Annotated in this window: 23 protein-coding genes; 10 read left to right on the forward strand and 13 right to left on the reverse strand. The window is 71.9% G+C overall.

The annotated features are described in order from the left end of the window. Nucleotides 1–12: 12 nt before the first annotated feature. Complete coding sequence (locus ACFV9W_RS25280; RefSeq protein ID WP_385764918.1) at nt 13–570, reverse strand: DUF5134 domain-containing protein; 558 nt, start codon at nt 568–570, stop codon at nt 13–15. A gap of 179 nt (nt 571–749) precedes the next feature. Between ACFV9W_RS25280 and ACFV9W_RS25285 the strand changes: the two genes are divergently transcribed. Further along, the gene (locus ACFV9W_RS25285) at nt 750–2,414 is read left to right on the forward strand and encodes an FUSC family protein (RefSeq protein WP_385764695.1); all 1,665 of its coding nucleotides are present in this window, start codon (nt 750–752) and stop codon (nt 2,412–2,414) included. Nucleotides 2,415–2,470: 56 nt separating this feature from the next. Next, nucleotides 2,471–3,007: a MarR family winged helix-turn-helix transcriptional regulator gene (locus tag ACFV9W_RS25290; protein WP_385764697.1), complete on the forward strand. Its 537-nt coding sequence runs from the start codon at nt 2,471–2,473 to the stop codon at nt 3,005–3,007. Nucleotides 3,008–3,037: 30 nt separating this feature from the next. Here ACFV9W_RS25290 and ACFV9W_RS25295 read toward each other — a convergent pair whose 3' ends face one another. Genes ACFV9W_RS25295 through ACFV9W_RS25305 form a run of 3 tightly spaced genes read right to left on the reverse strand, consistent with a single transcriptional unit; the run spans nt 3,038 to nt 5,834 of the window. Further along, the gene (locus ACFV9W_RS25295) at nt 3,038–3,793 is read right to left on the reverse strand and encodes a cupin (RefSeq protein ID WP_385764700.1); all 756 of its coding nucleotides are present in this window, start codon (nt 3,791–3,793) and stop codon (nt 3,038–3,040) included. Next, the gene (locus ACFV9W_RS25300) at nt 3,787–4,722 is read right to left on the reverse strand and encodes a PmoA family protein (protein ID WP_385764702.1); all 936 of its coding nucleotides are present in this window, start codon (nt 4,720–4,722) and stop codon (nt 3,787–3,789) included. Before ACFV9W_RS25300 ends, ACFV9W_RS25295 begins: the two co-directional genes overlap by 7 nt. Then, nucleotides 4,719–5,834, reverse strand: a complete 1,116-nt coding sequence (locus tag ACFV9W_RS25305; RefSeq protein WP_385764704.1) for a Gfo/Idh/MocA family protein — start codon at nt 5,832–5,834, stop codon at nt 4,719–4,721. The genes ACFV9W_RS25300 and ACFV9W_RS25305 overlap by 4 nt, the downstream gene beginning before the upstream one ends. Nucleotides 5,835–6,192: 358 nt before the next feature. Between ACFV9W_RS25305 and ACFV9W_RS25310 the strand changes: the two genes are divergently transcribed. Beyond that, the gene (locus ACFV9W_RS25310; protein WP_385764706.1) at nt 6,193–7,593 is read left to right on the forward strand and encodes an MFS transporter; all 1,401 of its coding nucleotides are present in this window, start codon (nt 6,193–6,195) and stop codon (nt 7,591–7,593) included. A gap of 413 nt (nt 7,594–8,006) precedes the next feature. Here ACFV9W_RS25310 and ACFV9W_RS25315 read toward each other — a convergent pair whose 3' ends face one another. Next, a complete protein-coding gene (locus ACFV9W_RS25315) occupies nt 8,007–9,437 on the reverse strand; it encodes an NAD(P)/FAD-dependent oxidoreductase (protein ID WP_385764708.1) in 1,431 nt (476 codons plus the stop codon). Nucleotides 9,438–9,676: 239 nt separating this feature from the next. Further along, nucleotides 9,677–10,069 carry a VOC family protein gene (locus tag ACFV9W_RS25320; protein ID WP_385764710.1) on the reverse strand — a complete coding sequence of 131 codons (393 nt, stop codon included), beginning with the start codon at nt 10,067–10,069 and terminating at the stop codon, nt 9,677–9,679. Between the two features lie 80 nt (nt 10,070–10,149). Here ACFV9W_RS25320 and ACFV9W_RS25325 point away from each other — a divergent pair, with 80 nt between their 5' ends. After that, nucleotides 10,150–10,686, forward strand: a complete 537-nt coding sequence (locus ACFV9W_RS25325; RefSeq protein WP_385764714.1) for a GNAT family N-acetyltransferase — start codon at nt 10,150–10,152, stop codon at nt 10,684–10,686. A 57-nt stretch (nt 10,687–10,743) separates the two neighbouring features. Here ACFV9W_RS25325 and ACFV9W_RS25330 read toward each other — a convergent pair whose 3' ends face one another. The 6 genes from ACFV9W_RS25330 to ACFV9W_RS25355 all read right to left on the reverse strand — a co-directional run bounded on the left by ACFV9W_RS25330 (nt 10,744) and on the right by ACFV9W_RS25355 (nt 14,183). Continuing rightward, nucleotides 10,744–11,427 (reverse strand): glycerophosphodiester phosphodiesterase, encoded by a 684-nt coding sequence (locus ACFV9W_RS25330; protein WP_385764716.1) that lies wholly within the window; start codon nt 11,425–11,427, stop codon nt 10,744–10,746. 62 nt (nt 11,428–11,489) lie between these two features. Continuing rightward, on the reverse strand, nt 11,490–11,615 hold the full coding sequence (locus ACFV9W_RS25335) for a hypothetical protein (RefSeq protein WP_385764718.1): 126 nt from the start codon (nt 11,613–11,615) through the stop codon (nt 11,490–11,492). A gap of 77 nt (nt 11,616–11,692) precedes the next feature. After that, entirely contained in the window at nt 11,693–12,295 is a 603-nt protein-coding gene (locus ACFV9W_RS25340; RefSeq protein ID WP_385764720.1) for a helix-turn-helix transcriptional regulator, read from the reverse strand. Between the two features lie 26 nt (nt 12,296–12,321). Next, entirely contained in the window at nt 12,322–12,864 is a 543-nt protein-coding gene (locus ACFV9W_RS25345) for an FABP family protein (RefSeq protein WP_385764722.1), read from the reverse strand. Nucleotides 12,865–12,928: 64 nt separating this feature from the next. Then, nucleotides 12,929–13,108, reverse strand: a complete 180-nt coding sequence (locus tag ACFV9W_RS25350) for a hypothetical protein (RefSeq protein ID WP_385764724.1) — start codon at nt 13,106–13,108, stop codon at nt 12,929–12,931. Further along, nucleotides 13,077–14,183 (reverse strand): hypothetical protein, encoded by a 1,107-nt coding sequence (locus ACFV9W_RS25355; RefSeq protein ID WP_385764726.1) that lies wholly within the window; start codon nt 14,181–14,183, stop codon nt 13,077–13,079. The genes ACFV9W_RS25350 and ACFV9W_RS25355 overlap by 32 nt, the downstream gene beginning before the upstream one ends. A 109-nt stretch (nt 14,184–14,292) precedes the next feature. On the opposite strand from ACFV9W_RS25355, the gene ACFV9W_RS25360 reads away from it, so the two are divergent. The 6 genes from ACFV9W_RS25360 to ACFV9W_RS25385 all read left to right on the forward strand — a co-directional run bounded on the left by ACFV9W_RS25360 (nt 14,293) and on the right by ACFV9W_RS25385 (nt 20,522). After that, complete coding sequence (locus tag ACFV9W_RS25360; protein WP_385764728.1) at nt 14,293–15,423, forward strand: LLM class flavin-dependent oxidoreductase; 1,131 nt, start codon at nt 14,293–14,295, stop codon at nt 15,421–15,423. 64 nt (nt 15,424–15,487) lie between these two features. After that, the gene (locus tag ACFV9W_RS25365) at nt 15,488–16,492 is read left to right on the forward strand and encodes an alpha/beta hydrolase (protein WP_385764730.1); all 1,005 of its coding nucleotides are present in this window, start codon (nt 15,488–15,490) and stop codon (nt 16,490–16,492) included. 81 nt (nt 16,493–16,573) lie between these two features. After that, nucleotides 16,574–17,983: a DUF6421 family protein gene (locus ACFV9W_RS25370; RefSeq protein ID WP_385764732.1), complete on the forward strand. Its 1,410-nt coding sequence runs from the start codon at nt 16,574–16,576 to the stop codon at nt 17,981–17,983. Between the two features lie 32 nt (nt 17,984–18,015). After that, complete coding sequence (locus ACFV9W_RS25375) at nt 18,016–18,777, forward strand: SDR family NAD(P)-dependent oxidoreductase (RefSeq protein ID WP_385764920.1); 762 nt, start codon at nt 18,016–18,018, stop codon at nt 18,775–18,777. Beyond that, the gene (locus ACFV9W_RS25380) at nt 18,774–19,844 is read left to right on the forward strand and encodes a threonine aldolase family protein (protein WP_385764734.1); all 1,071 of its coding nucleotides are present in this window, start codon (nt 18,774–18,776) and stop codon (nt 19,842–19,844) included. The genes ACFV9W_RS25375 and ACFV9W_RS25380 overlap by 4 nt, the downstream gene beginning before the upstream one ends. A 78-nt stretch (nt 19,845–19,922) precedes the next feature. Further along, nucleotides 19,923–20,522, forward strand: coding sequence for a transglutaminase domain-containing protein (locus tag ACFV9W_RS25385; RefSeq protein ID WP_385764736.1), 600 nt, complete (start codon nt 19,923–19,925; stop codon nt 20,520–20,522). Nucleotides 20,523–20,536: 14 nt separating this feature from the next. Here ACFV9W_RS25385 and ACFV9W_RS25390 read toward each other — a convergent pair whose 3' ends face one another. After that, nucleotides 20,537–21,265 carry a lysophospholipid acyltransferase family protein gene (locus ACFV9W_RS25390; RefSeq protein WP_385764738.1) on the reverse strand — a complete coding sequence of 243 codons (729 nt, stop codon included), beginning with the start codon at nt 21,263–21,265 and terminating at the stop codon, nt 20,537–20,539. Nucleotides 21,266–21,328 lie beyond the last annotated feature (63 nt).

The raw sequence follows: 21,328 nt of genomic DNA on the forward strand, positions 1-21,328 counted from the left end.
GGGGGGCGACCCCTACCACCACTCCCACACCCACCCCCGCCGGCCGGGGGGGGGGGGGGGGGGGGGGGGGCGGGGGGGGGGGGGGGCCCCCCCCGGGGGGGGGGGGGGGGGGGGGGGGCGCGCCCCCGCCGCGGTGGTGGGAACGAGGCGGGCGCCCGACCACAGGACGTAGACCGTGAAGTAGAGGAGCAGCGCGCCCGTGAGGACCGGGACACCTGCGCCGCCGTGGTGTGCGTGGGCCGCCGGGCGGACGGCCATCGCCACCGCCATGTACGCCATGGCGAACGTGCCCACCAGATGGTGCAGGTGATGGCTTCCCGTCCGGGAGGCCCACAGGGCGCGGAGCGTGGCGGCCCCGAACACGGTCGCGTACAGCAGCCACGCCCAGTGCGGGGGCGTGAGCACCGCCGCGGGGACGGCCATCAGCGCCATCCCGAATCCCATCAGGGCCTCGCCGCCGGCCGTGCGGCGCTGCTCCTCGACGCCGCTGCGCAGGCGCAGCAGGCAGTACGCGCCGGTCGCCGCGCAGAGCGCGACCAGCAGCCAGGCGGCCGAGAGCGGTCCGTGCACCGGGTCCCCCATCGTGTGTCCGTCTCGTCGTCGGTGTCCGTCAGGGAGATGCCCGGGCGGGCAGGGGCGTATGGCGGCGCAGGGGAGCACGGGTGGTCGCGCGGGCGGAGCGTGCATCCGGAGTGTGCGTCCGATCACGCGACATCGTTCACGGGTAAAACACCTGCTAAAGTTTTCTTATGAGCAGCACACCACCGTCACCTCGCACCCCCTCCGTCCACCGCCTCCCGCTCGCCGGAGTGCTGCGCCTCAACAAGCCGTCGGACGTCTGGCTCAAGCCCGCGACCAGCGTCGTCGTCGCCACCGCGATACCGAACATGACGCTGCTCGCCCTCGGCCGGCTCGACCTCGCCATGTACACGATGGCGGGCAGCCTGTGCGCCCTGTACGGGCACAACCTCCCGTACGCGGCACGCGCGCGTGCCCTCGCGTGGGTGGTCCTCGGGATGCTCGCGAGCGTCGGCGTCGCCCTGGTCTCCGCCTCGCTCACCTCGTCCACCGTCCTCCTCGTCGCCGTCGGCGCGCTGCTCGCCGCCGCGCAGAAGACGCTGTGCGACGCCACCCGGATCGGACCGCCGGGAAACCTGATCTTCACGTTCATCAGCTCCGCGACACTGTTCGCGCCGCAGACCCTCGGGCAGGTGCCGGGCCACCTCGCGCTGACGCTCGCCGCCGGCGCCGTGTCCTGGATCGTGGGCATGGCCCCCGCCCTCGTCCGGCCGCACGGGCCCGAGCGCCGCGCCACCGCCCGCGCCCTGAACGCCGCCGCCGCGTACGTCGAGCGCCCCGAGCACGCACCCGCCCGCGGCGCGGCGGCCGCCGCCGTGCACGCCGCGTGGCAGTCGCTGCTCGCCACCGGCGCGCGCACCGAGGCGCGGCGCGCCCTGGAACGGCTCGTGCTGCGCGCCGAGGTCGCCATCGCGGCGCCGGGCGACGCCGACGCGGACCGGCTGCGCGCCTGGGCGGCCGGGCTGCGCGGGGCGGGCTCGGTGCCGCGGCCCGCACGCATCGCCGGGATGGACGACGAGCTCCTCGGCATCGAGGCCGAGCTCGCGGGCGGCAAGCCCTCGCTGTGGCGGCGGATCGGCCCCGGCTCGCCGCTGCTGCCCATCGCCCTGCGTACGTTCGTCGGCTGCGCCCTCGCCGGATACGGCTCGCTCGCCCTCGGCGTCGGCCGCCCCTACTGGGCGCTCGTCACCGCCGCCTCGATCTACCAGGCCAACCTCACACTGTCCTGGAACCGCGGCATCCAGCGCGTCGTCGGCAACATCGCCGGTGTCCTCGTCTTCGCCGCCGTCGTCCCGCTCGCCCACGCCAGCCGGCTCGCCCTCGTACTGTGCTGCCTCGCCTGCGCTTTCGGGGCCGAGGCGCTCATCTCCCGCAACTACTGGCTGGGCAGCCTGTGCGTGACACCCATGGCGCTCCTGGTCACCGAGTTCGCCCGCTACCAGGAGCCCGGCGAGCTGATCGGGGACCGCGTCGTCGACACCCTCGTCGGCGCCGTGCTCGGCGTCGTCGCCGCCATCGCCGTCACCAACCGGCGCGCCACCGACGGCATCGAACAGGCCCTCGACGCGACCGACGGCGCGCGCCGGGCCGCGGAGGACACGCTCGCGCTCCCCGTCCCCGACCACGCCGCCCTGGAAGCGGCCCGCCGCGGCCTCACCGGCGCCCTCGTCGAGCTGCGCGCCGCCGCCGACACCGCGGCCGGTGAATGGTGGCAGCGCGCCCTGCCCGAGGAGCGGGTGCTCGCCGCCGAGCAGTCCGGGCACCGTACGCTCGCCGCCACCGTCCGAAGGCAGGCGATGGCGGGCGACCCGAGTGGTGCGGGCGCCCCGAAGTAGCGGATAGTGGCCGACGCACAGCGTTCGGCCCATGAGGAAGGTCCGGTCAGGCAGGCATGAGCACGCAGCAAGGCCCGGCGGCAACGGCGCCGCTCGACATCGTGTCGTCCGTCGTACGGCAGTGGCAGGCCGTACGACCCGACATCGACACCGGCCCCATGGAGATCATCGGGCGCATCAACCGGTGCGCCGCCCTGCTCCAGCAGGCCGAGGACGCACCACTGCGGCACGCGGGCCTGACCAGGGCCGAGTTCGATCTGCTCGGCACGCTGCGCAGGACCGGACGCGAGCTCACCCCCGGCGACCTCGCCCGCGAGACGTTCGCCTCCGGCGCCGCCGTCACCAAGCGCCTCAAGCAGCTCCAGGAGCGCGGCCTGATCGCCCGCCGCGGCGACACCCGCGACCGCCGCGTCTCCCACCTCAGCCTGACGGACGAGGGCCGCGCCCTCGTCGACGAACTGCTCCCGAGTCAACTCGCGTACGAGGGGGCGGTCCTTTCGGGTCTGGGCGAGGGGAAGGACGCCCAACTGAGCGGACTGCTGGGGGAGTTGCTGCTCCAGCTGGAGGGGCGGCTCGGCAGCGGGCCCCAGTAGAGGCCCGCCGCCCGCCCTCAGGAGGCGCCCTCAGCGCGGCACCGTCGCCCCCTCGATGCCGTACTCCTCACGCCGACCGCACATGCCGAGCCCACCGTGGCGCGTGGGCGTGGCGGTGTGCGCCGTCGATGCGGACAGGTACCCGTCGGCGTCGCCCTGTTCCAAGGCGTCGAGCTGGGCGCCCGTGCGCTCGGCGGCGGCCAGGGCGCCGGTGCGCCACAGCTCGCGCCAGGCCGCGACGCGCGGACGGACCAGTTCCGCGGCCGCCCGCTGGAACGCCCGCAGCGGTTCCGCGTCCCCCGCGGCCAACGCCTCGCGCAGCGGCAGATAGCCCTCGACCGCGAGATCCCGGCGACGGCGCGCGGCCGCCTCCGCCTCCGGACCCGCCGGACCGGGCAGGGCCGCCGCGGCCGCGTACTTCTCCGGGTCGGCCAGATACTCCGGCGGGAACGTGAACACCGCGTCGCCCGCCTCCGGCAGCCCGCTGTTCTGCATCAGGACGGTGATCCGCAGATCCTCGCCCCGCACCATGCGGTGCACCGTGCCCGGCTCGAACCACGCGAGCGAACCGGCCTCCAGGGGCGTGTCCCGGTAGCCGTCCGGGCTCAGCGTCTGCACGGCGCCGCGCCCGCCCGTCACCACGTACGCCTCCGTGCACACCAGGTGCAGATGCGGGCTGCCGCCGCAGACGCCGTCCGCCGCCTCCCAGTCGTAGGCGGAGATGTGGGACAGGCCGATCCCCCCGGGCAGCGGCCTGTCCAGTCCCGAGGCTTCCCGGCTCACCACGCCAGCGCCTTCAGTCGGCTGGCGACCCGCTCCTCGTCCCAGGCGCCGTCCGCGACCACGATCCGGTACCGGTAGCGGAACGTCTCGCCCGCCGGCAGCGCGAATTCCTCGAAGAACGCCCAGGAGAACGCGACCGTCGGGATCGGCTCCGAGCGCACGAACCAGTGCGAGGCGTGGATCGCGTCCGCGTTCTCCGGGGCGTGCTCGAACACGAGCGTGGAGTGCGCGTCGACGTCGTCGTGCTCGCCGGTGAAGGCCAGCCACGGGCCCTGCGTGCCCATCAACTCGCTGTCGGAGGCGTCCCCTTGGGGTCCGAAGACCTTGCCGCCCGTGAAGTCGCGGGGGCCGCGCCACTGGAGGCCCGTGTACCCGGCCATCTCGCGGCCCGCCGTGGTCGGCGAACCGAAGCGCAGCGCCTCGCCGTCCGCGCGGGTGTTCGTCAGCTCGATCGACCAGTCGACGGCGTACGAACCGGACTCGGCGTCCACCGCGTGCACCCGCACCCCGCGCCGCTCGCGGGCCCACTCGGCGCCGCCGTTCTCGATCCACGTGAGGCGCTCGACGAAGGACAGCTCGTCGCCGCCCGCCTCGACGGCGTCGAATCCGTCGTGCCGCATCGAGCCGATCCGGTCGTGCAGCGGCAGATAACCCTCGCCGTGCACATAGCAGTTGCCGCCCCAGAAGTTCTGCCCTGACAGATGGCTGGCCGTCATCTGGAGGCCCTTGTGCCAGCGGTGGTCGTTGGGCCGATAGCCCGAGACCAGATTGCCGGACAGGGTGCGCAGCGGATGCACGTACGGCTTGCGGGCCTCGAAGGCCTCCGGGTCGGGCTTGTAGACGTAGGAGAAGAGGTCCGTGCCGGCCGCGTGAACCACGATGCGGTCGCCGTGCGTGTGCGTGACCTTCAGCGAAGACGGGGCGCTGCTCACTGCTGCGGGCTCCAATCCGGGTGGTCGCCGTGCATGGCGGCGTAGAACGGGTCGCCGGGGCCGATCTCCCCGGCCGTGACGGTCGCTCCGGTGAACGCCGACTTGTACAGCGCGGCGGCGAACTCCAGCGTGCCGCGGGCGCTCTGGCCGCTGCCGGGCGGCCGGGTGCCCGCGTCGTACGCGTCGAGCAGCGCGGTCAGCTGCGCGGTGTGCGAGCTGGGCACGTCGGCGGTGGGAGCGGGCGGCTGCTCGCTGCCGGGGGCGGGGGTGTAGCGCCAGTCGTCGTTGCCGTGCCCGTACAAGTGCGTCAGCTCGACCGTGGCCTTCTCGCAGTCGATGCGGATGCGGCTCGTCTCGTCCGGCGAGAGCACGGAGTTGACGACCGTACCGAGGGCGCCGTCCTTGAAGCGGACGAGCGCGGTCGACACGTCCTCGCTCTCCGTGTCGTGCACCAGGCGGGCCGCCATCGCCCGGATCTCGGTCCACTCGCCGAGCAGGTGCAGCATCAGGTCGAACTGGTGGATGCCGTGGCCCATCACCGGACCGCCGCCCTCGCTGGCCCACTTCCCGCGCCAGGGCACGTCGTAGTAGGCGGTGTCGCGGTACCAGGTCGTCTGGCAGTGGGCGACCAGCGGGCGGCCGAGCGTGCCCTCGGTGAGCAACGAACGGGCGTGCACGGCGCCGGAGCCGTAGCGGTGCTGGAAGACGACGGACGCGTAGGCGCCGCTCGCCTCCTCGGCGGCGGCGATCTCGTCGTACTCGGCGAGGGACAGGGTGAGCGGCTTCTCGCACAGCACCCAGGCGCCGGACTTGAGTGCCGCGACGGTCTGCTCGCGGTGGAACACCGGCGGGGTGCCGATGAGGACGAGATCGGGGCGCGCCGCTTCGAGCATGGCGTCCAGGTCGGTGTGCGCGGAGACGTCCGCGAAACCGGCCTCGGCGGCCCGGGCGCGGAATCCGTCGAGGCGGCCTTGGTCCACGTCGACGGCGGCGACGAGTTCGACGCGGTCGCGCAGGGAGGTGAGGGCGGGCAGATGGCTGCCGGTGACGATCCCACCCGTGCCGACGACGGCGGCACGCGGACGGGATCCCTGGCGGTCGGGGCTTGGCATGCGGGTTCCTCGCGGAGAGCTGTCGGAGGGAAAGCGCTTTCCGTTGCAGGCGACCCTAAGCGGGGGGTGCGGGTCCGGACAAGGGGGTCCGGGCGGGGGGTTCCGGGAGTGCGACCGACAGTTTGAAACGTATCAGCACCCCAGTACCTCGCTCCGGGAAAGCTTCCGGAATCCATTGACAGGCCCGTACGCCGCGGGTTCGTATGGAGCCGCCTGCGGATCGACCGTCTGTCGCCGTCGAGCACGGAGTCGCGAGGCCGCCACTAATGGAGCGTTTCAAGAACGGTGACGACCGTCTGCCGTGCAAGCGCTTTCTACTCAGTGCCGTGGCCTGATCACACCAAGGAGAGCCATGAGCGTGACCGCGTCAAAGGAGTCGCGTACCGCGGACGCGCCCGCCGCCGGGCGGGCGATGTCGAGGAAGGCCGCGGCCAGCGGCTGGATCGGCAGTGCCCTCGAGTACTACGACTGGTTCATCTACGCCCAGGCGGCGGCGCTCGTCTTCCCGGGGATCTTCTTCCCCGAGGGCAACGCGACGATCGCCGTGCTCGCGTCGCTCGGCACCTACGCCGTGGGCTACGTCGCGCGCCCCATCGGCGCCGCGGTGCTCGGTCACTGGGGCGACAAGAAGGGCCGCAAGAACGTCCTGGTCCTGGCGATGCTCCTGATGGGCGTCTCCACGTTCGTGGTGGCGCTGCTGCCCACGTACAGCCAGGTCGGGATCATCGCGCCGATTCTGCTGACCCTCGTCCGCCTCGTGCAGGGCTTCGCCGTGGCGGGGGAGTTGAGCGGCGCCAGCGCGATGATCATCGAGCACGCTCCGCACGGCAGGCGCGGATTCCTCGCCAGCTTCGCCCTGCACGGAACGGTCGCGGGCCAGATCCTCGGCGCCGCGATCTTCCTGCCCATGTCGATGCTGCTGTCCGACGAGGCCTTCAAGACCTGGGGCTGGCGCATCCCGTTCGTGCTCAGCGCCGCGGTCGTCATCGCCGGCCTCCTGATCCGGCGGCGCGTCGAGGAGACGAAGACCTTCGAGGAGCAGCGGGAGGAGACCGGCCCCGAGGCGCACAAGGTGCCGTTCGTCGAGGCGTTCCGGGAGAACTGGCGGGAGATCCTGCGCGCGGTGTGCATGACGCTCGTCAACGTCATCGGTGTCACGGTCTCGGTGTTCGGCGGCGCCTACGCGACGCAGTCCGGCTACGGCGTCGGCATGAGCACGACCGTGTACCTCTGGATCCAGATCGCCGCGAACGTGGCGGGCATGTTCGTCGTCCCGGTCTTCGGCCACCTCTCCGACCGGTTCGGCCGCCGCCCGATCATGATCGTGGGTGGCCTGGCGGCAGGCCTGCTCTGCTACCCGTACCTGTGGGCGGTCAGCGCGAACAACGTGCCACTGACCTTCCTCCTCGCGGTCCTCTCCTGGGGTGTCGCCTACCAGTCCTGGAACGCCACGTTCGCCTGCTTCTTCCAGGAGCTGTTCCCGGCGGCCCGGCGCGTCACCGGGTTCGCGCTGGCGCAGAACATCGGCCTGGCGATCGTCGCGTTCCTGCCGACGATCTTCACGATGGTGGCGCCGCCCGGCTCCTCGAACGTGCCGCTCACCATCGGCACGCTCTGCCTCGCCATCACCGTCGTCGCCTCGATCGCGACGTGGAAGTCCCCGGAGACGTACCGGATCCCCCTGGACCGACTCGGCATCCCGGACGCGGAGCCGCTGTCGCGGGAGGCGTACGAGGAGCTGCGCGCGGCGGGGAAGTAGCGAGGGGCGGTGCGGGTGGGCGTGGGGTCGGAAATCACCGGCCCCACGCCCGGGGCTCAGTGCGCCACGCCCGCGCCTCGTCGCACCACTGCCCGCGAGGGTCCGCCGGCTCCGGCACGGTGTTGAACCACGACTGCGTGGGCTCGATCCGGTACGGCGCACGGGAGGAGTTCGGTGTCGGTGAACCGCAGCGGGTACTTCGCGGCCCGCGGGTCGTTGAGCAGGAACTCGGCGAACGGCCCGTTCAGCGCGGCGGCGGCGACGGACGGCTGCAGCGTCCGCTCGGGTGACGACGTGCCCCTCGAACGCCGCCGCGTCACACCCGCCCGTCGCTCGGCGACGACGCCACGCCGGCCCCGGGCCCTGACTCTCGTGATTGCACGGAGATGGGTCGCGAGCAACGTCTCGACGCGTCAGGTGATCGGAAGGTGTGGCTTCTCCGGGGACATTGACCTGCCGTCCACCCGTGCCGCCATGACCTCGCGCAGTTCCTCGGGGGAGAGGTACGCGTCGGTCATCTCGAAGTCCCGGAGTGTCGCGGGGCGGTGGCGTTGGAAGCCGGTGCGGACGAAGTCGTCGCCCGCGACCGCGTTGAGGGTCCAGTTGGCCGCCGTGCGGAAGCGCGCGGTCAGGGTGCGCAGTGCGCCGATGTGGTAGCCGCGCGCCACGACCTGGGCGGGCAGGCCCGTCAGTTGGATGCCCAGCGGCTTCGACACGGCCTGGATGCCGCCGAGGTCGACGACGAGGCCGAGGTCCTTGTGCCGGTAGGGCGTCAGCGGGTTGCCGCGTACCGAGGCGAGGATGTTGCGGGCCGCCGCCCAGCCCTGCCGCATCGCGTGCTGCGCCGTCGGCGGGCACATCGCGTCGCCGCCCTTGACGATGTCCGGCACGGCCGCCGCGTCACCGAGGGCGAAGACGCCGTCGAGGCCCGGCACGGTCAGCTCGGGTGTCACCACGAGCCGGCCTCGGTTGGTCTCGGCGCCGAGGGTCGCCACGAGCGGGCTCGGGGCGACACCGGCCGTCCAGATCAGCGTGTGGCAGGGCAGCTCGCGCCCGTCGGTGAGCGTGACGGTGTCCTCGGTGACGCTCGCCACCGACACCCCGAGCGAGACGTGAAGGCCGCGCCGCTCCAGGATGTCCATGGCCTTGTCGCCGAGCCGCTCGCCCAGTTCCGGCATGAGCTTGGGAGCGACATCGAGGAGGTGCCACTTGATGAGGGCCGGGTCCAGACCCGGATAGCGCTTGACGGCCGCGGTCGTCAGGCGTTGCAGATACGCCGCCGTCTCCGTGCCCGCGTAGCCGCCGCCGACCACCACGAACTGCAGCCGCGCCGCGCGCTCGTCCGGGTCGGAGCTGGCCGCCGCCAGGTCCAGCTGCGTGATCACGTGGTCGCGGATCCAGGCCGCCTCGGCGAGTGTCTTGACGCCGACCGCGTACTTGTCCAGGCCCGGGATGTCGAACTGGCGCGTAACGCTGCCCGGCGTGAGCACCAGGTAGTCGTAGTGCTCGATGCTGACCTCGCCGTTTATCTTCCGTACGACGACGGCCTTCGCCTGCGGGTCCACACCGATCGCGCCGCCCGGCACGATCTGGGTGCGCCGCAGCATCCGGCGCAGCGGCACCGCCACCGACTGCGGCGTGAGCACGCCGGAGGCCACGTGCGGCAGCAGTGGCAGATACAGCTGGTGTGCGGTGGGGCTGATGAGCCGCAGCACCGCCTCTCCGGGCTTGAGCTCCTTCTCCAGCTTGTGCGCGCACTCCATCCCGGCGAATCCCGCGCCGATGATCAGGATCCGGGGGACGGACGACGAACGGGAAGCGCTGGTGTTCCGCGGAGTGGTCATGTCGGATCTCTCCTGGGGTGGGCTGCGTGGGACCGTTGGTGCGCCGTCGATCCCTGCGTATCCGGATTCGGCACGCCCGAATCCCGAACTCACGCCATCCTCCGCCCCTGGCCGGTCCACCGCACGCGAACCAGGGACCGTACGGGACACCCGGAACCGCGCCCCACCGCACCCGAACGACCGCGGACGCGGGACGCCGCGTCATAGGCCGTTCGAGCGAGGAGCGGGGCCGGAGCGGCTCAGATTCCCGGCCGGTACCGGATCGGATGCTCCTGCGGCACCTCGACGAGGACGATCTCGTGGCCGTCCGGGTCCTTGATCCACATTTCGACGAGGCCCCACGGCTCCTCGACCGGCTCGCGCGTCACGGTGACGCCCCGCTCGGCCAGCTCCGCGTGCGCCGCGTGCACGTCCGCCACCTGCATCCACAGCTTGAGACTCGGCACCGGGGGCTGTGCGGAGCGGCCCGCGACCTCCAGGAACCCGCCGCCGAGGAAGTACACGGTGCCCCGCTCGGGCCCGGTGCCGAACTCCCGGTAGACCGCGAGGCCCAGCGCCGCTCCGTAGAACGCCCGCGAACGCTCGGGGTCGGTCGGCCGGATCAGGACCCTGCTGCTCAGTACGTGAACCATGCCGACGCAGCGTAGTGCGCTCGCGTTAACCTCGACGGCGCCCCGTACGCCCCGCCGCCCCAGAACCCGGAGACCGCCCCATGACCATCGTCGACCTCGCCTTCCGTGACGCCGAACCCGAGGACGTCGACGTGCTCGTCGCGCTCGTCGAGTCGGCCTACCGAGGGGACTCCAGCCGGACCGGCTGGACCACGGAGGCGGACATTCTGGAAGGGCAGCGGACCGACCCGCAGGGCGTGCTCGAGGTCATCGAGGCGCCCGACAGCCGGCTGCTCACGGTGGAGCGGGACGGGGCGGTCGTCGCCTGCTGCCAGCTGGAGCACCGCGGGGACCACGCCTACTTCGGGATGTTCGCGGTCAGCCCCGCCCAGCAGGGCGCGGGACTCGGCAAGGCGATCATCGCGGAGGCGGAGCGCAGGGCCCGCGAGGCGTGGGGCGTCAGCGAGATGCACATGACGGTGATCGACGCCCGCGAGGACCTCATCGCCTGGTACGAGCGCCGCGGCTACCGCCGTACGGGACGGTTCACCCCGTTCCCGTACGGCGATGAGCGCTTCGGCATCCCGCAGCGTGACGACCTGAAGTTCGAACTGCTCGTCAAGCCGCTCGACGACTAGTTCGAGCCGCTGGGTGACTGGTCACGCGGCCTGTCACGCGGCCGGTCACGCCGTTCGTCACGCGGTGAAGCGGCCGGTCCGCTTGATCTCCGGATAGTCGGTCGTCGCGCCGTCGAGGCCGAGCGCCCGTACGAGCCGCAGATCGTCCTGGGTGTTCACGACCCAGCCGATGATCCGCAGGTCGGCCTTGCGGGCGTGCTCGACGATCTCCTGCGTGAGCCGCCGGATGTTGAGCACCAGGGTCGTGGCGCCCGCGGTGACGGCCCGCTCGACGACGCCCGTGCCGTAACGGCTGGCGACCAGCGCCGTGCGCACGCCCGGCACCAGCCGGGCGATCTCGGCGATCGCCTCGTCGTGGAACGAGATCACCTCGACCCGGTGCACCAGATCGCGGCGCAGCATCACATCGGCGAGCGCCCGCGCCGCCGCCGTGTCCTTGATCTCGGCCTGCAGCGGGGTGCCGACCGCGTCGACCACCTCCTCGAAGACCGGTACGCGCTCGCCGCGTCCCGCGTCGAGGCCGCGGATCTCGGCGAGGGTCTTCTCGGCGATCGGCCCGTGGCCGTCCGTGGTCCGGTCGACGCCGGCGTCGTGCATGACGACGAGCGCGCCGTCCTTGCTCAGGTGCAGGTCCAGTTCGATGATGTCGAGGCCCCCGCGCTCGGCGGCGACGAAGGACCGCAGGGTGTTCTCGGGTTCGACACCCATGGCTCCGCGATGCCCGATGGTGAGGAAGTTCAAGGTCGTCTCGCCTCCGTCGACTGGCGCTCGGTACTGCCGCGCGGACGCGACAGACTCGTACACTAACGGGCCGTCCGCGCGAGGGAACCGTGCCTGCGAGAAGGACCGGAGTCGTCGGTTCTGGTGCCCACCACCCCGAGGATCAGTCCAGTGATCACGGCGGCGACGAGGACGGCACGGGTACTCATGGCGGATACGCCTCCGGAGGTACGGGCAGGGGGTACGGCCCGTCATACCGGGCGGGTCACCCGTGGCGCGAGCCCGCTCACCCGGTGGTGGGCGCGTCCCCGCCGGCGTTGACTTCGGGGGAGCCGGGCAGCGCGGCCAGGTCCGCCAACATGTCCCGGGCCAGCTCGACTTCGGCCGCGAGGTGCCGCTCGCTCCAGCGCAGCGCGATCTGCGGGTGCGCCCACGCCTCCACGCCCCGCGCCCGCGCGGCCGCGTCCCGCACCTCCTTCAACTCGCCCTCGGTGCGGGCCACATGCTCCTCGACGAGCGTGCGCAGCCGTTCGGGGTCGGCGAGATGGCCCAGCCAGACGCGCAGCAGCACCGGGTGCCGCAGCGACACGGCGGCGGTGTCCTGATCGCCGTCCGCCCACGCGGCGAGCGCGTCCCGGCCCGCGCGCGTGATGGCATACGTGCGCTTGGTGCGCGGCTCCTCCGGGCCCGAGCGCCGCGACGTGGCGTAGCCGAGCCCCTCCAGCCTGCGCAGCTCGGCGTAGATCTGGCTGAACGCGGGGGAGCCGTAGAAGAAGCGCAGCGACGCGTCCGCCCACTTCTTCAGCTCGTACCCGGTCCGCTCGCCGGGCGGGAAGGACAGCAGCCCGAGCACGGCCCAGGCGGTCGGCGGCAGCTGCGTGGTCGGCATGGCTCCGCATTGAAGCCAGCTTCAGGTCACGGACGCAAGACCTCCGCGCGACGCAGCCGCGCCGAGAGGTGGTGCTGAAGCGGCTGCCCGACGGCGGCCATGTCGTGGCTGAACGTCAGGGTCCCGTCATCGGCGAGCGTGTAACGACGTCCCGTCGCGTCGACCCGCTTGGCGGTCGGGGTACCGGCGACGGCGTGCGTGGCGAGCTCGACGGCCCCATCGACGACCTGCCCCACCAGAACCTCCGCGATCCCGGTGGGCTGCGTGATCAGCGCCTCGACCCGCCCCTCCGGCTGCACCCGCCACCACCCGCTCTCCCGCGCGGCGGGCCGCACGGGTGCGTCCTCGGTATCAATCAGCCAGGCCCGCGCCTCGTAGTGCAGGAACGGCCTGCCGTCATGACTGAACGTGACCTCCTGCGCGTACGCGAAGTCCCCGTCCAGGGTGGGGTATTGGCCCTGCCCACGCCCGCGCCAACTCCCGATCAGACCGAGAACGGGCGCGAGCAGCGGGTGCGGCTCGGGGGTTCCGGTGTAGGGGTACGGGGGTGTGGGGGCGGGGTCGAACATGAGTGGCTCCAGGTGTGGTCGGGTCGACGCGGGAAGCCTAGAAGGTGTCACCCCTCGAACCACCTCAGGGCCGCACCCTGCTTGCGTCCGCGCCGTCGCCGCCCGCCTGCACGCACATGGCCCGCACCTCGCGCAGCAGCACGGGCCAGTCCTCCCCGAAGGTGGCGATTCCCGCGCTGATGGCATCGAGGGCCGCCTTCAGAGGGTGGGCGTCACCGGCGTCCACAACGGCGGGAAGTGCCATGTGCGGCCGGGACACCGGAGGCGGCTCCGCCGCGGGCTCCGTGGAGTCCGCCATGAAGGCCGTCGCGCGCGGGGCCGACCACCAACATGGCACCGGGCCCCGGCTCGGGCTCCGTGGGCGGCACCGCCCGCCGGGCCTGCCTGTCCGGGACCCGCGGGTCCGACGCCAGAGTCCGGAACATCTCGTCCCGGTCGTCGAACGGCGCCGGCAGCGCCCGCCCCTCGTCGAGCGCCGCGAGGGCGGGCGCCACCCAGGAGAGTTCGGCGATGCCGGCGATCGCGCACGCACGCCGGGCGGCGTGCACGGCGACCGCGCGTTGCGCTTCGGCGTCCACGGCGTCCAGCTCATGGACGAGCGCGGCGTCGAAGCGGAGCAGACCCCACGCCGCTGCCTCCACCGTGCGCAGGTTGTCACTGGGGGACCGCCCGCCCCACGCGTGCCGTTCGTGCTCCAAGTGCCGCTCCAGCTCGGCGCGTTCCTGAGCCGCGCGGGCCCGGCACTCCTGCTCGGCGCGCTCCTCGGCCGTCGGCGGTGGCGGCGTCCTGCGGGCGACACCGTGCCAGTACTCGGCTGCCTCGGACGTCTGCCGCACGATGCGGTCCGGCGCGGCAGGGGCGGGCCAGAACTGGATGAGATAGCGGTCGGCCTGCGGTTCGTCGATGCGGGTGTCCAGGTCGCTGCCCGCGTCCATGCCGTACGCGCAGTACCGCACCCGATGGTCGACCGGGTCGAGCCCGAGCTCCCACGCGGCCTCGCCGGCCCACTGCGTCAGACAGGTCCGCTCCGATGCCGGCCGGAACGACACCTCGACGACGTCCTCCCAGTCCGGGGCGAGGGCGGGCTCCCGCTCGTGGACCTCCACGGTGAAGCCCACGTCGCCGGTGTGCAGCCCGGTGATGAGAAACAGGAACCCGGGCACGGCGGCACCGCACAGCCCTGACCGCTGCCCGGCAAAGGTCTCCTGCAGCTCCGGCGCGAAATCACTGCCGCTCTCGATGTAGGCCTGCCCGTAATGGAGTTGGATCTCCCCGGCGACCGGCCTGCGCACCGCCGCACCCCCGCTGCTCTCTCCCATGGCTCCAGCTTCCCATTCCACGGTGCGCGAGCCGTGCCCCTTCCCTTTTCTGACGGGCAGTCATATAGCTATTAGTCATATGGCCCCAGTCCAGCCCCGGGAGGGAACCGTGAAGTTCTCCGTCATCTTCGAGGCCCAGCTCGCCGACCCCACCGTCGAGCGTGAGCACCAGCTGCTGCACGACAGCGTCGAACAGGCCGTGTACGCCGAGGAGATGGGGTTCGACCGGATATGGGCGGTCGAGCACCATTCGCTCAAGTGGTACGCGCACATGTCGGCGCCGGAGATCTTTCTGACGTGGGTCGCGGCGCGTACGTCAAGTATTCGCGTGGGGCACGGCGTGGTGTGCATGCCGTTCAAGTTCAACCACCCCGCGCGCGTGGCCGAACGTGCCGCGATGCTCGACCTGTTGTCCGGCGGGCGGCTCGACCTCGGGGCGGGGCGCGGTGGTACCACGCAGGAGACGTCGCTGTGCGGGGTCGACAAGGAGCGGACCACGCAGGAGGTCGAGGAGGCGCTGCGGATCATCGGGAAGGCGTGGGAGAAGGAGGAGTTGGAGCACCATGGGCCGCTCCTCGACATCGACCCGCATCCGATCCTGCCCCGGCCGGCCCAGACGCCGCATCCGCCGCTCTTCCTCGCGTGCAGCCGCACGGAGACGCTGCGCCAGGCCGCCGAACTCGGCGTGGGCGCGCTCGTGATGGGGTTCGCGGGGCCGGAGGCGATCGCCGACATGCGCGGTGCCTACGATGCCGCGCTCGCGGCGCGCACCCCCGAACGGCTCGTGTCGTCCGTCGTCAACGACCACTTCTCGGTCCTGTGCCCGACCATCGTGCTCGACGACCGGGAGACGGCCCGCAGCATCGGCATCCGCGGCCAGCGCTTCTTCGCGCAGTCCATCGGCCACTGGTACGGCGGCGCGGGCATCCCCGACGAGGCCGTCGTGGAGGGCGCGGACGAGGCCGAGGAGATGCGCAGGGCCGCCGAGCAGGTCGTCGCCCGGCTCCACGAGCACCGCATCCCCGTCCGCCCCACCGCCACGGCCACCTTCAACGCCGACCACGCGTACGGCACCGCCGACGACGCCATCGCGTACGTCGAGCGGCTCCGTGACGCCGGCGCCGACGAGATCATGTGCCTCATTCAGATGGGGACGGTGCCGCAGGAGGCGTGCATGGAGACGCTGCGGCAGTGGGGCGAGAAGGTGATCCCGCACTTCCGCGGCGACGGCGGTGCGTGATGCCCGCCGCTGGGCAGGGATCCGTCCGCCGTTCCGCACCGCCACACCGACCCAGGAGCCGCCCATGACCCCCGACCCGGTCGACCGCCTCGCCCCCGAGGCCCGCCCCCTCGTCGATGCCATCACCGCCGCCTTCCCCGACCTCGGAGGCGCCGTCACCGACGCCGTCGAGGCCCGCCGGATCCTCGCCGCGGCACCCGAGTCGCCGTTCCCCGCGCCCGTGGTGGGCGCCGTCGAGGACCGCGAAATACCCGGGCCGCCGGGAGCGCCCGCGATACCCGTGCGCGTCTACCTGCCGGAACCGGACGCCGCACCGGGCCCCCGCCCCGTCGTCGTCTTCTTCCACGGCGGCGGCTGGGTCATCTGCGACCTCGACAGCCACGACCACACCGCCCGCGCCCTGTGCCGGGACGCCGGCGCCGTCGTCGTGTCGGTCGACTACCGGCTCGCGCCCGAGGCCCCGTTCCCGGCCGCCGTCGAGGATGCCTACGCCGCCGTGTGCTGGGTCGCCGACCACGCGCCGGAACTGGGAGCCGACCCCGAGGCGCTGACCGTGGCGGGCGACAGCGCGGGCGGGAACCTCGCCGCGGTCGTCGCCCAGATCGCCCGCGACGAGGACAGTCCCGCCATCGCGTGCCAGGTCCTCGTCTACCCGGCCACCGACGCCCGCCAGAAGACCGGCTCCTTCGAGGCCAACGCCGAGGGCTACTTCCTCAGCGCCGCCCACTGCGGCTGGTTCCGCGAGCAGTACCTGGGCGCGGACGGCGACCCCGCCCACCCGCGCGTATCGCCACTGCTCGCCGAGGACCTCGCAGGACTGCCCGCCGCGCACATCGTCACCGCCGGCTGCGACCCGCTGTGCGACGAGGGCCGGGCGTACGGCAAGGCGCTGCGCGACGCGGGCGTCGCGGTCACGGAGGGCCACTTCCCGGCGATGTTCCACGGATTCTTCGGGTTCCCCGAGCTTCTGGAGGACTCCCGGCAGGCCCTTGCGGGCGCGGTGGCGGCGATTGCGGCTACCGCCCGTCACAGGAAAAACAGCGGTGATCTAGGGGGTGGCACAGGATAATTTCCCGAGACCCCCCTTGTGGTCGGGAACCTCGCGTGCATACGGTGTTCTTACGCGAGGTTCTCCCGTGGAGGTTGGGACATGACGGAAATTCTTGTGCAGGCTGGCGCGGAGGAGACGGATTCTCCGGTCCAGGTGGTCGGACCCAGGGTGGTGGACCACCCGGCCTGGCCGTTGCTCAAGGACGCCGTGGAGGAGTTCAGGCCCCTGCAGAGCGCGGACGGGTCGATCGACTTCGAGGCCGAGGGCGCCCCGGCGAAGGCCGACGCCGAGCGGATCCTGAGCCGCGTCATATCCGCGGTCGAGGAGCTCGCCCCGCTGCTGCCGCACGACGCCGCGTACCACGAGGCGCTCGTGCGCGACCTGCGCCGCTGGGCGGACGGCGGCTTCGAGGTCCCGGACTTCCTGGACTCGCTGCTCGCCTTCCAGCCCGCGGCCCAGCGCCAAGACGGCCTCCAGCACCTGGTGGTCTTCCCGATGTACACGCAGAACGGCAACCCGGACCGCAATCTGGAAGCCGTCGCGCTGCGCATGGTGTGGCCGGACTGGCTCGCCGAGCTGGAGGCGACCCGCTACGACAACCCGCTGTTCTGCGGCATCACCTTCGAGGACTTCACCTCCGGGTACGACACGAACTCGGCGGTGCTCTTCCCGGAGACGATCGCCGTGCGCGAGGCGCCCGAGCGCTTCTCCTGGGGCGGCATCTTCTGCGACCGCGAGGCGGCCCGCTTCCGTCGCGTCACCGAGGCCGCCGTCGACATCCTGGGCGTCGAACTGCCCGAGGACATCGCGGAGATGGTCGGGGACCAGGAGCGCTGCCAGCAGGCGTTCGTGCTGTGGGACATGGTCCACGACCGCACGCACAGCCACGGCGACCTGCCCTTCGACCCGTTCATGATCAAGCAGCGCCAGCCGTTCTGGATGTACGGCCTCGAGGAGCTGCGCTGCGACCTCACCGCCTTCAAGGAGGCCGTGAAGCTGGAGGCGGACGGCGTCCCGCAGGCGCGCGATGTGCAGTACGCCGTGCTCTTCGACCGGATGTTCCGCTTCCCCGTCACCGGCGACCGCGTCAAGAACTACGACGGCCTGGGCGGCCAGCTGCTCTTCGCGTACCTGCACAAGCACGACGTGGTGCGCTGGACCGACAACAAGCTGTTCATCGACTGGAACCGCGCCCCCGAGGTCACCAACCAGCTGTGCGGCGAGATCGAGCAGCTGTACCGGGACGGCATCGACCGCCCGAAGCTGGTGCACTGGTTCGCCGCGTACGACCTGGTGTCGACGTACCTGTCCCCGCACCCCGGCTCCACCTGGGCCAAGGGCCCGGACGCCCTGGACACGTCGCTGCCGCCCCGCAAACTCGTGGACGAGGTGCTTCCCGACGAGTTTCCGCTCAGCATGTTTTATGAGGCGCTTTCGAAGAAGCTGAAGAAGGTGATCGCCTCCACGAAGGGGATCACCGCGGAGAGCACCGAGCGGGTGGCCGCGTGAGCCACGGCGAACAGCAGCAGGAGGCGACGGACATGACCGACACCAACGGGACCAGGGACACGCTGGACGGTGCGGTGATCGCGGTCGCCGGAGCCGCGGGCCCGGCCGGAAAGGCCACCCTCAAGCGACTCGCGGAAGCCGGTGCCACGGTCATCGGGGCCGACGCGGACGCCGAGCGCCTGGTGGAAGCCGTCGACGAGGCGCGCTACGCGCACGGCGGCGCCACCGTGATCGGCGACAACGTCGACCTGCTCGACCTGCACGCCACCCGCGACTGGGCGGGCCGCGTCGAGAAGGACTTCGGCCGGGTCGACGGCCTCGTGCACCTGGTGGGCGGCTGGCGCGGCGGCGCGACGTTCGCCGACACCGACCTCGCCGACTGGGACCTGCTCGAAAAGCTCCTGATCCGCACGGTGCAGCACACCTCGCTCGCGTTCTACGAGGGCCTGTCCCGCAGCGACCGCGGCCGCTACCTGCTGATCAGCGCCGCGGGCGCCTCCAAGCCGACCGCGGGCAACGCCGCGTACGCCGCCTCCAAGGCCGCGGCCGAGGCGTGGACGCTCGCGCTCGGCGACTCCTTCCGCAAGGCGGGGGGCGAGGCGGGGCCGCAGCAGGCGGCTGCGATCCTGGTGGTCAAGGCGCTGGTGCACGACGCGATGCGCGCCGAACGCCCCAACGCGAAGTTCGCGGGCTTCACGGACGTCACGGAGCTGGCCGAGGCCATCACCGGCGTCTGGGAGCGGCCCGCCGCCGAACTGAACGGGACCCGTCTGTGGCTGACCGAGAAGCCGTGAATCCTCCGAAGACCGATGCCCACCGGCGTCACGACCCCGACACCCGGGGCTTCGCCAGCGACAATTACGCCGGGGGCCATCCCGAGGTGATGGCGGCGCTCGCCCTCGCCAACGGCGGGCACCAGGTCGCGTACGGCGGGGACGAGTACACGGACCATCTCCAGCAGATCATCCGCGGCCACTTCGGCCCGACCGCCGAGGCGTTCCCGGTGTTCAACGGCACGGGGGCCAACGTCGTCGCACTCCAGGCGGTCACCGACCGCTGGGGCGCGGTGATCTGCGCCGACTCCGCGCACATTCACGTGGACGAGGGCGGCGCCCCCGAGCGGATGGGCGGCCTGAAGCTGCTCACCGTGCCCACCCCGGACGGCAAGCTCACCCCCGAGCTGATCGACCAGCAGGCGTACGGCTGGGACGACGAGCACCGGGCGATGCCGCAGGTCGTCTCGATCACGCAGTCCACCGAACTCGGCACGCTCTACACGCCGGACGAGATCCGCGCGATCTGCGAGCACGCCCACGAGCGCAACATGGTCGTGCACCTCGACGGCTCCCGGATATCCAACGCCGCCGCCTCCCTGGACGTCCCGATGCGGACGTTCACGAACGCGGTCGGCGTCGACATCCTGTCGCTCGGCGGCACGAAGAACGGCGCGCTGTTCGGCGAGGCCGTCGTCGTCCTCAACCAGGACGCGGTGCGCCACATGAAGCACCTGCGCAAGCTGTCCATGCAGCTGCACTCCAAGATGCGCTTCCTGTCGGTGCAGTTGGAGGCGCTGTTCGCCAAGGACCTGTGGCTGCGCAACGCCCGGCACGCGAACGAGATGGCCCAGCGCCTCGCCGAGGGCGCCCGCGCCGTCGACGGCGTCGAGATCCTCTACCCGGTGCAGGCCAACGGCGTGTTCGCCCGCCTCCCGCACGACGTCTCCGAGCGCCTCATGAAGAAGTACCGCTTCTACTTCTGGGACGAGGCGGCCGGCGACGTGCGCTGGATGTGCTCCTTCGACACGCGCGAGGAGGACGTCGACTCCTTCGTCGCGGCCCTCAAGGAAGAGATGGCGCGTTAGGCACCGGGATCGCATAGGTATGCGGCCGACCGTAAATGTATTGACTTACGGGCGGCCGCATTTCTATGCTCCCTAGGCATGGAGCTGATCCAGCAGAACCCTGATCTGTCCGCGTACTTGGCGGCCGATGACGCCGTCGACCATCACCACCCGCTCGTACGCGAGACGGCGGCGCGCCTCGCGCGCGATGTCGTCGACACATACGCATACGCCCGCGCCGCCTACGAGTTCGTACGGGACACGATCGCGCACTCCGCCGACAGCGGGGACCCGCGCGTCACCTGGCGGGCGTCCGACGTCCTGGAGAAGGGCACCGGGATCTGCCACGCGAAGGCGCACGCGCTGGCGGCGCTGCTGCGCGCCGAGGACATCCCGACGGCGCTCTGCTATCAGCGGCTGACGCACGACGCGGGGACGGGCTGGTGTGTGCACGGCCTGGTGGCGGTCCGGCTGCGCGGCGCCTGGCACCGACAGGACTGCCGGGGGAACAAGCCTGGCGTCGACGCCCAATTCGCCCTGGACGGGGAGCGGCTGGCGTGGATACCCGACCCGGCGGCCGGGGAGGCGGACTACCCGGCGCTCCATGACGCGCCGCACCCGGCGGTGCTCGACGCGCTGCGCGGCGCGCCGGACCGTCCGTACCTGTGGGAGCACCTTCCGGACGCGCTCCCGGCGTGACGTGACCCGGGGTCTCAGCCGGCCTCGGCGGCCCTGACCTCTTCCGGGGTCGGGGCGGTGCCGCCGAGGTGCGCCGGCATCCACCAGGTGTCGTCGGGGCCCTTGGGGTGCACCGGGTAGGCGCGCTGCGCGGCCTCGAGCAGCTCCTGCATGCGCGAGCGCAGACGGCGCGTGATCGCCCCGGCGTACTGGTCGCTCGGCGCCTCCATGGCCTCACCGACCCGGACCGTGATCGGGATGTGCTGCCGCTTGAAGTTCTTCGGACGGCCCTTGGTCCACAGCCGCTGCGTGCCCCACAGCGCCATCGGGATCAGCGGCACCCCGGCCTCCTGGGCCAGCCGCACGGCGCCCGTCTTGAAGCTCTTGAGCGTGAAGGACTCCGAGATCGTCGCCTCCGGGAAGACGCCGATGATCTCGCCCGAGCGCAGCGACCGCAGCGCGTGCTGGTACGCGTGCTCACCCTGGGAGCGGTCCACCGGAATGTGCTTCATGCCGCGCATCAGCGGGCCGGAGATCTTGTGGCGGAAGACCGACTCCTTGGCCATGAAGCGGACGAGACGCTTCTGCGGAAGGGCCGCCAGGCCGTCGAAGATGAAGTCCAGGTAGCTGATGTGGTTGCTGACCAGGACTGCTCCGCCGGTACGCGGAATGTTCTCCGAGCCCTTGCAGTCGATCTTCAGGTCGAGCGCCTTGAACATCGTGCGGGCGGCGCCGATGACCGGAGGGTAGACGAGCTCTGCCATGGAGGGGGTTGGCCCTTCAGTAAGTTACGCAGCCGTAGGTTTTCCGGCTTGCGCAGATCGTGC

It is taken from the genome of Streptomyces sp. NPDC059897 (assembly GCF_042730865.1).
GTDB lineage: Bacteria > Actinomycetota > Actinomycetes > Streptomycetales > Streptomycetaceae > Streptomyces.

What these genes read in the sequence shown, in the direction of transcription:
- ACFV9W_RS25325 (WP_385764714.1), top strand. Translation starts at nt 10,150, where the DNA reads ATGACCATCGTCGACCTCGCCTTCCGTGACGCCGAACCCGAGGACGTC.
- ACFV9W_RS25385 (WP_385764736.1), top strand. Translation starts at nt 19,923, where the DNA reads ATGGAGCTGATCCAGCAGAACCCTGATCTGTCCGCGTACTTGGCGGCC.
- ACFV9W_RS25365 (WP_385764730.1), top strand. Translation starts at nt 15,488, where the DNA reads ATGACCCCCGACCCGGTCGACCGCCTCGCCCCCGAGGCCCGCCCCCTC.
- ACFV9W_RS25350 (WP_385764724.1), bottom strand. Translation starts at nt 13,108, where the DNA reads ATGGCACTTCCCGCCGTTGTGGACGCCGGTGACGCCCACCCTCTGAAG.
- ACFV9W_RS25285 (WP_385764695.1), top strand. Translation starts at nt 750, where the DNA reads ATGAGCAGCACACCACCGTCACCTCGCACCCCCTCCGTCCACCGCCTC.
- ACFV9W_RS25320 (WP_385764710.1), bottom strand. Translation starts at nt 10,069, where the DNA reads ATGGTTCACGTACTGAGCAGCAGGGTCCTGATCCGGCCGACCGACCCC.
- ACFV9W_RS25375 (WP_385764920.1), top strand. Translation starts at nt 18,016, where the DNA reads ATGACCGACACCAACGGGACCAGGGACACGCTGGACGGTGCGGTGATC.
- ACFV9W_RS25340 (WP_385764720.1), bottom strand. Translation starts at nt 12,295, where the DNA reads ATGCCGACCACGCAGCTGCCGCCGACCGCCTGGGCCGTGCTCGGGCTG.
- ACFV9W_RS25305 (WP_385764704.1), bottom strand. Translation starts at nt 5,834, where the DNA reads ATGCCAAGCCCCGACCGCCAGGGATCCCGTCCGCGTGCCGCCGTCGTC.
- ACFV9W_RS25370 (WP_385764732.1), top strand. Translation starts at nt 16,574, where the DNA reads ATGACGGAAATTCTTGTGCAGGCTGGCGCGGAGGAGACGGATTCTCCG.
- ACFV9W_RS25290 (WP_385764697.1), top strand. Translation starts at nt 2,471, where the DNA reads ATGAGCACGCAGCAAGGCCCGGCGGCAACGGCGCCGCTCGACATCGTG.
- ACFV9W_RS25345 (WP_385764722.1), bottom strand. Translation starts at nt 12,864, where the DNA reads ATGTTCGACCCCGCCCCCACACCCCCGTACCCCTACACCGGAACCCCC.
- ACFV9W_RS25335 (WP_385764718.1), bottom strand. Translation starts at nt 11,615, where the DNA reads ATGAGTACCCGTGCCGTCCTCGTCGCCGCCGTGATCACTGGACTGATC.
- ACFV9W_RS25315 (WP_385764708.1), bottom strand. Translation starts at nt 9,437, where the DNA reads ATGACCACTCCGCGGAACACCAGCGCTTCCCGTTCGTCGTCCGTCCCC.
- ACFV9W_RS25355 (WP_385764726.1), bottom strand. Translation starts at nt 14,183, where the DNA reads ATGGGAGAGAGCAGCGGGGGTGCGGCGGTGCGCAGGCCGGTCGCCGGG.
- ACFV9W_RS25390 (WP_385764738.1), bottom strand. Translation starts at nt 21,265, where the DNA reads ATGGCAGAGCTCGTCTACCCTCCGGTCATCGGCGCCGCCCGCACGATG.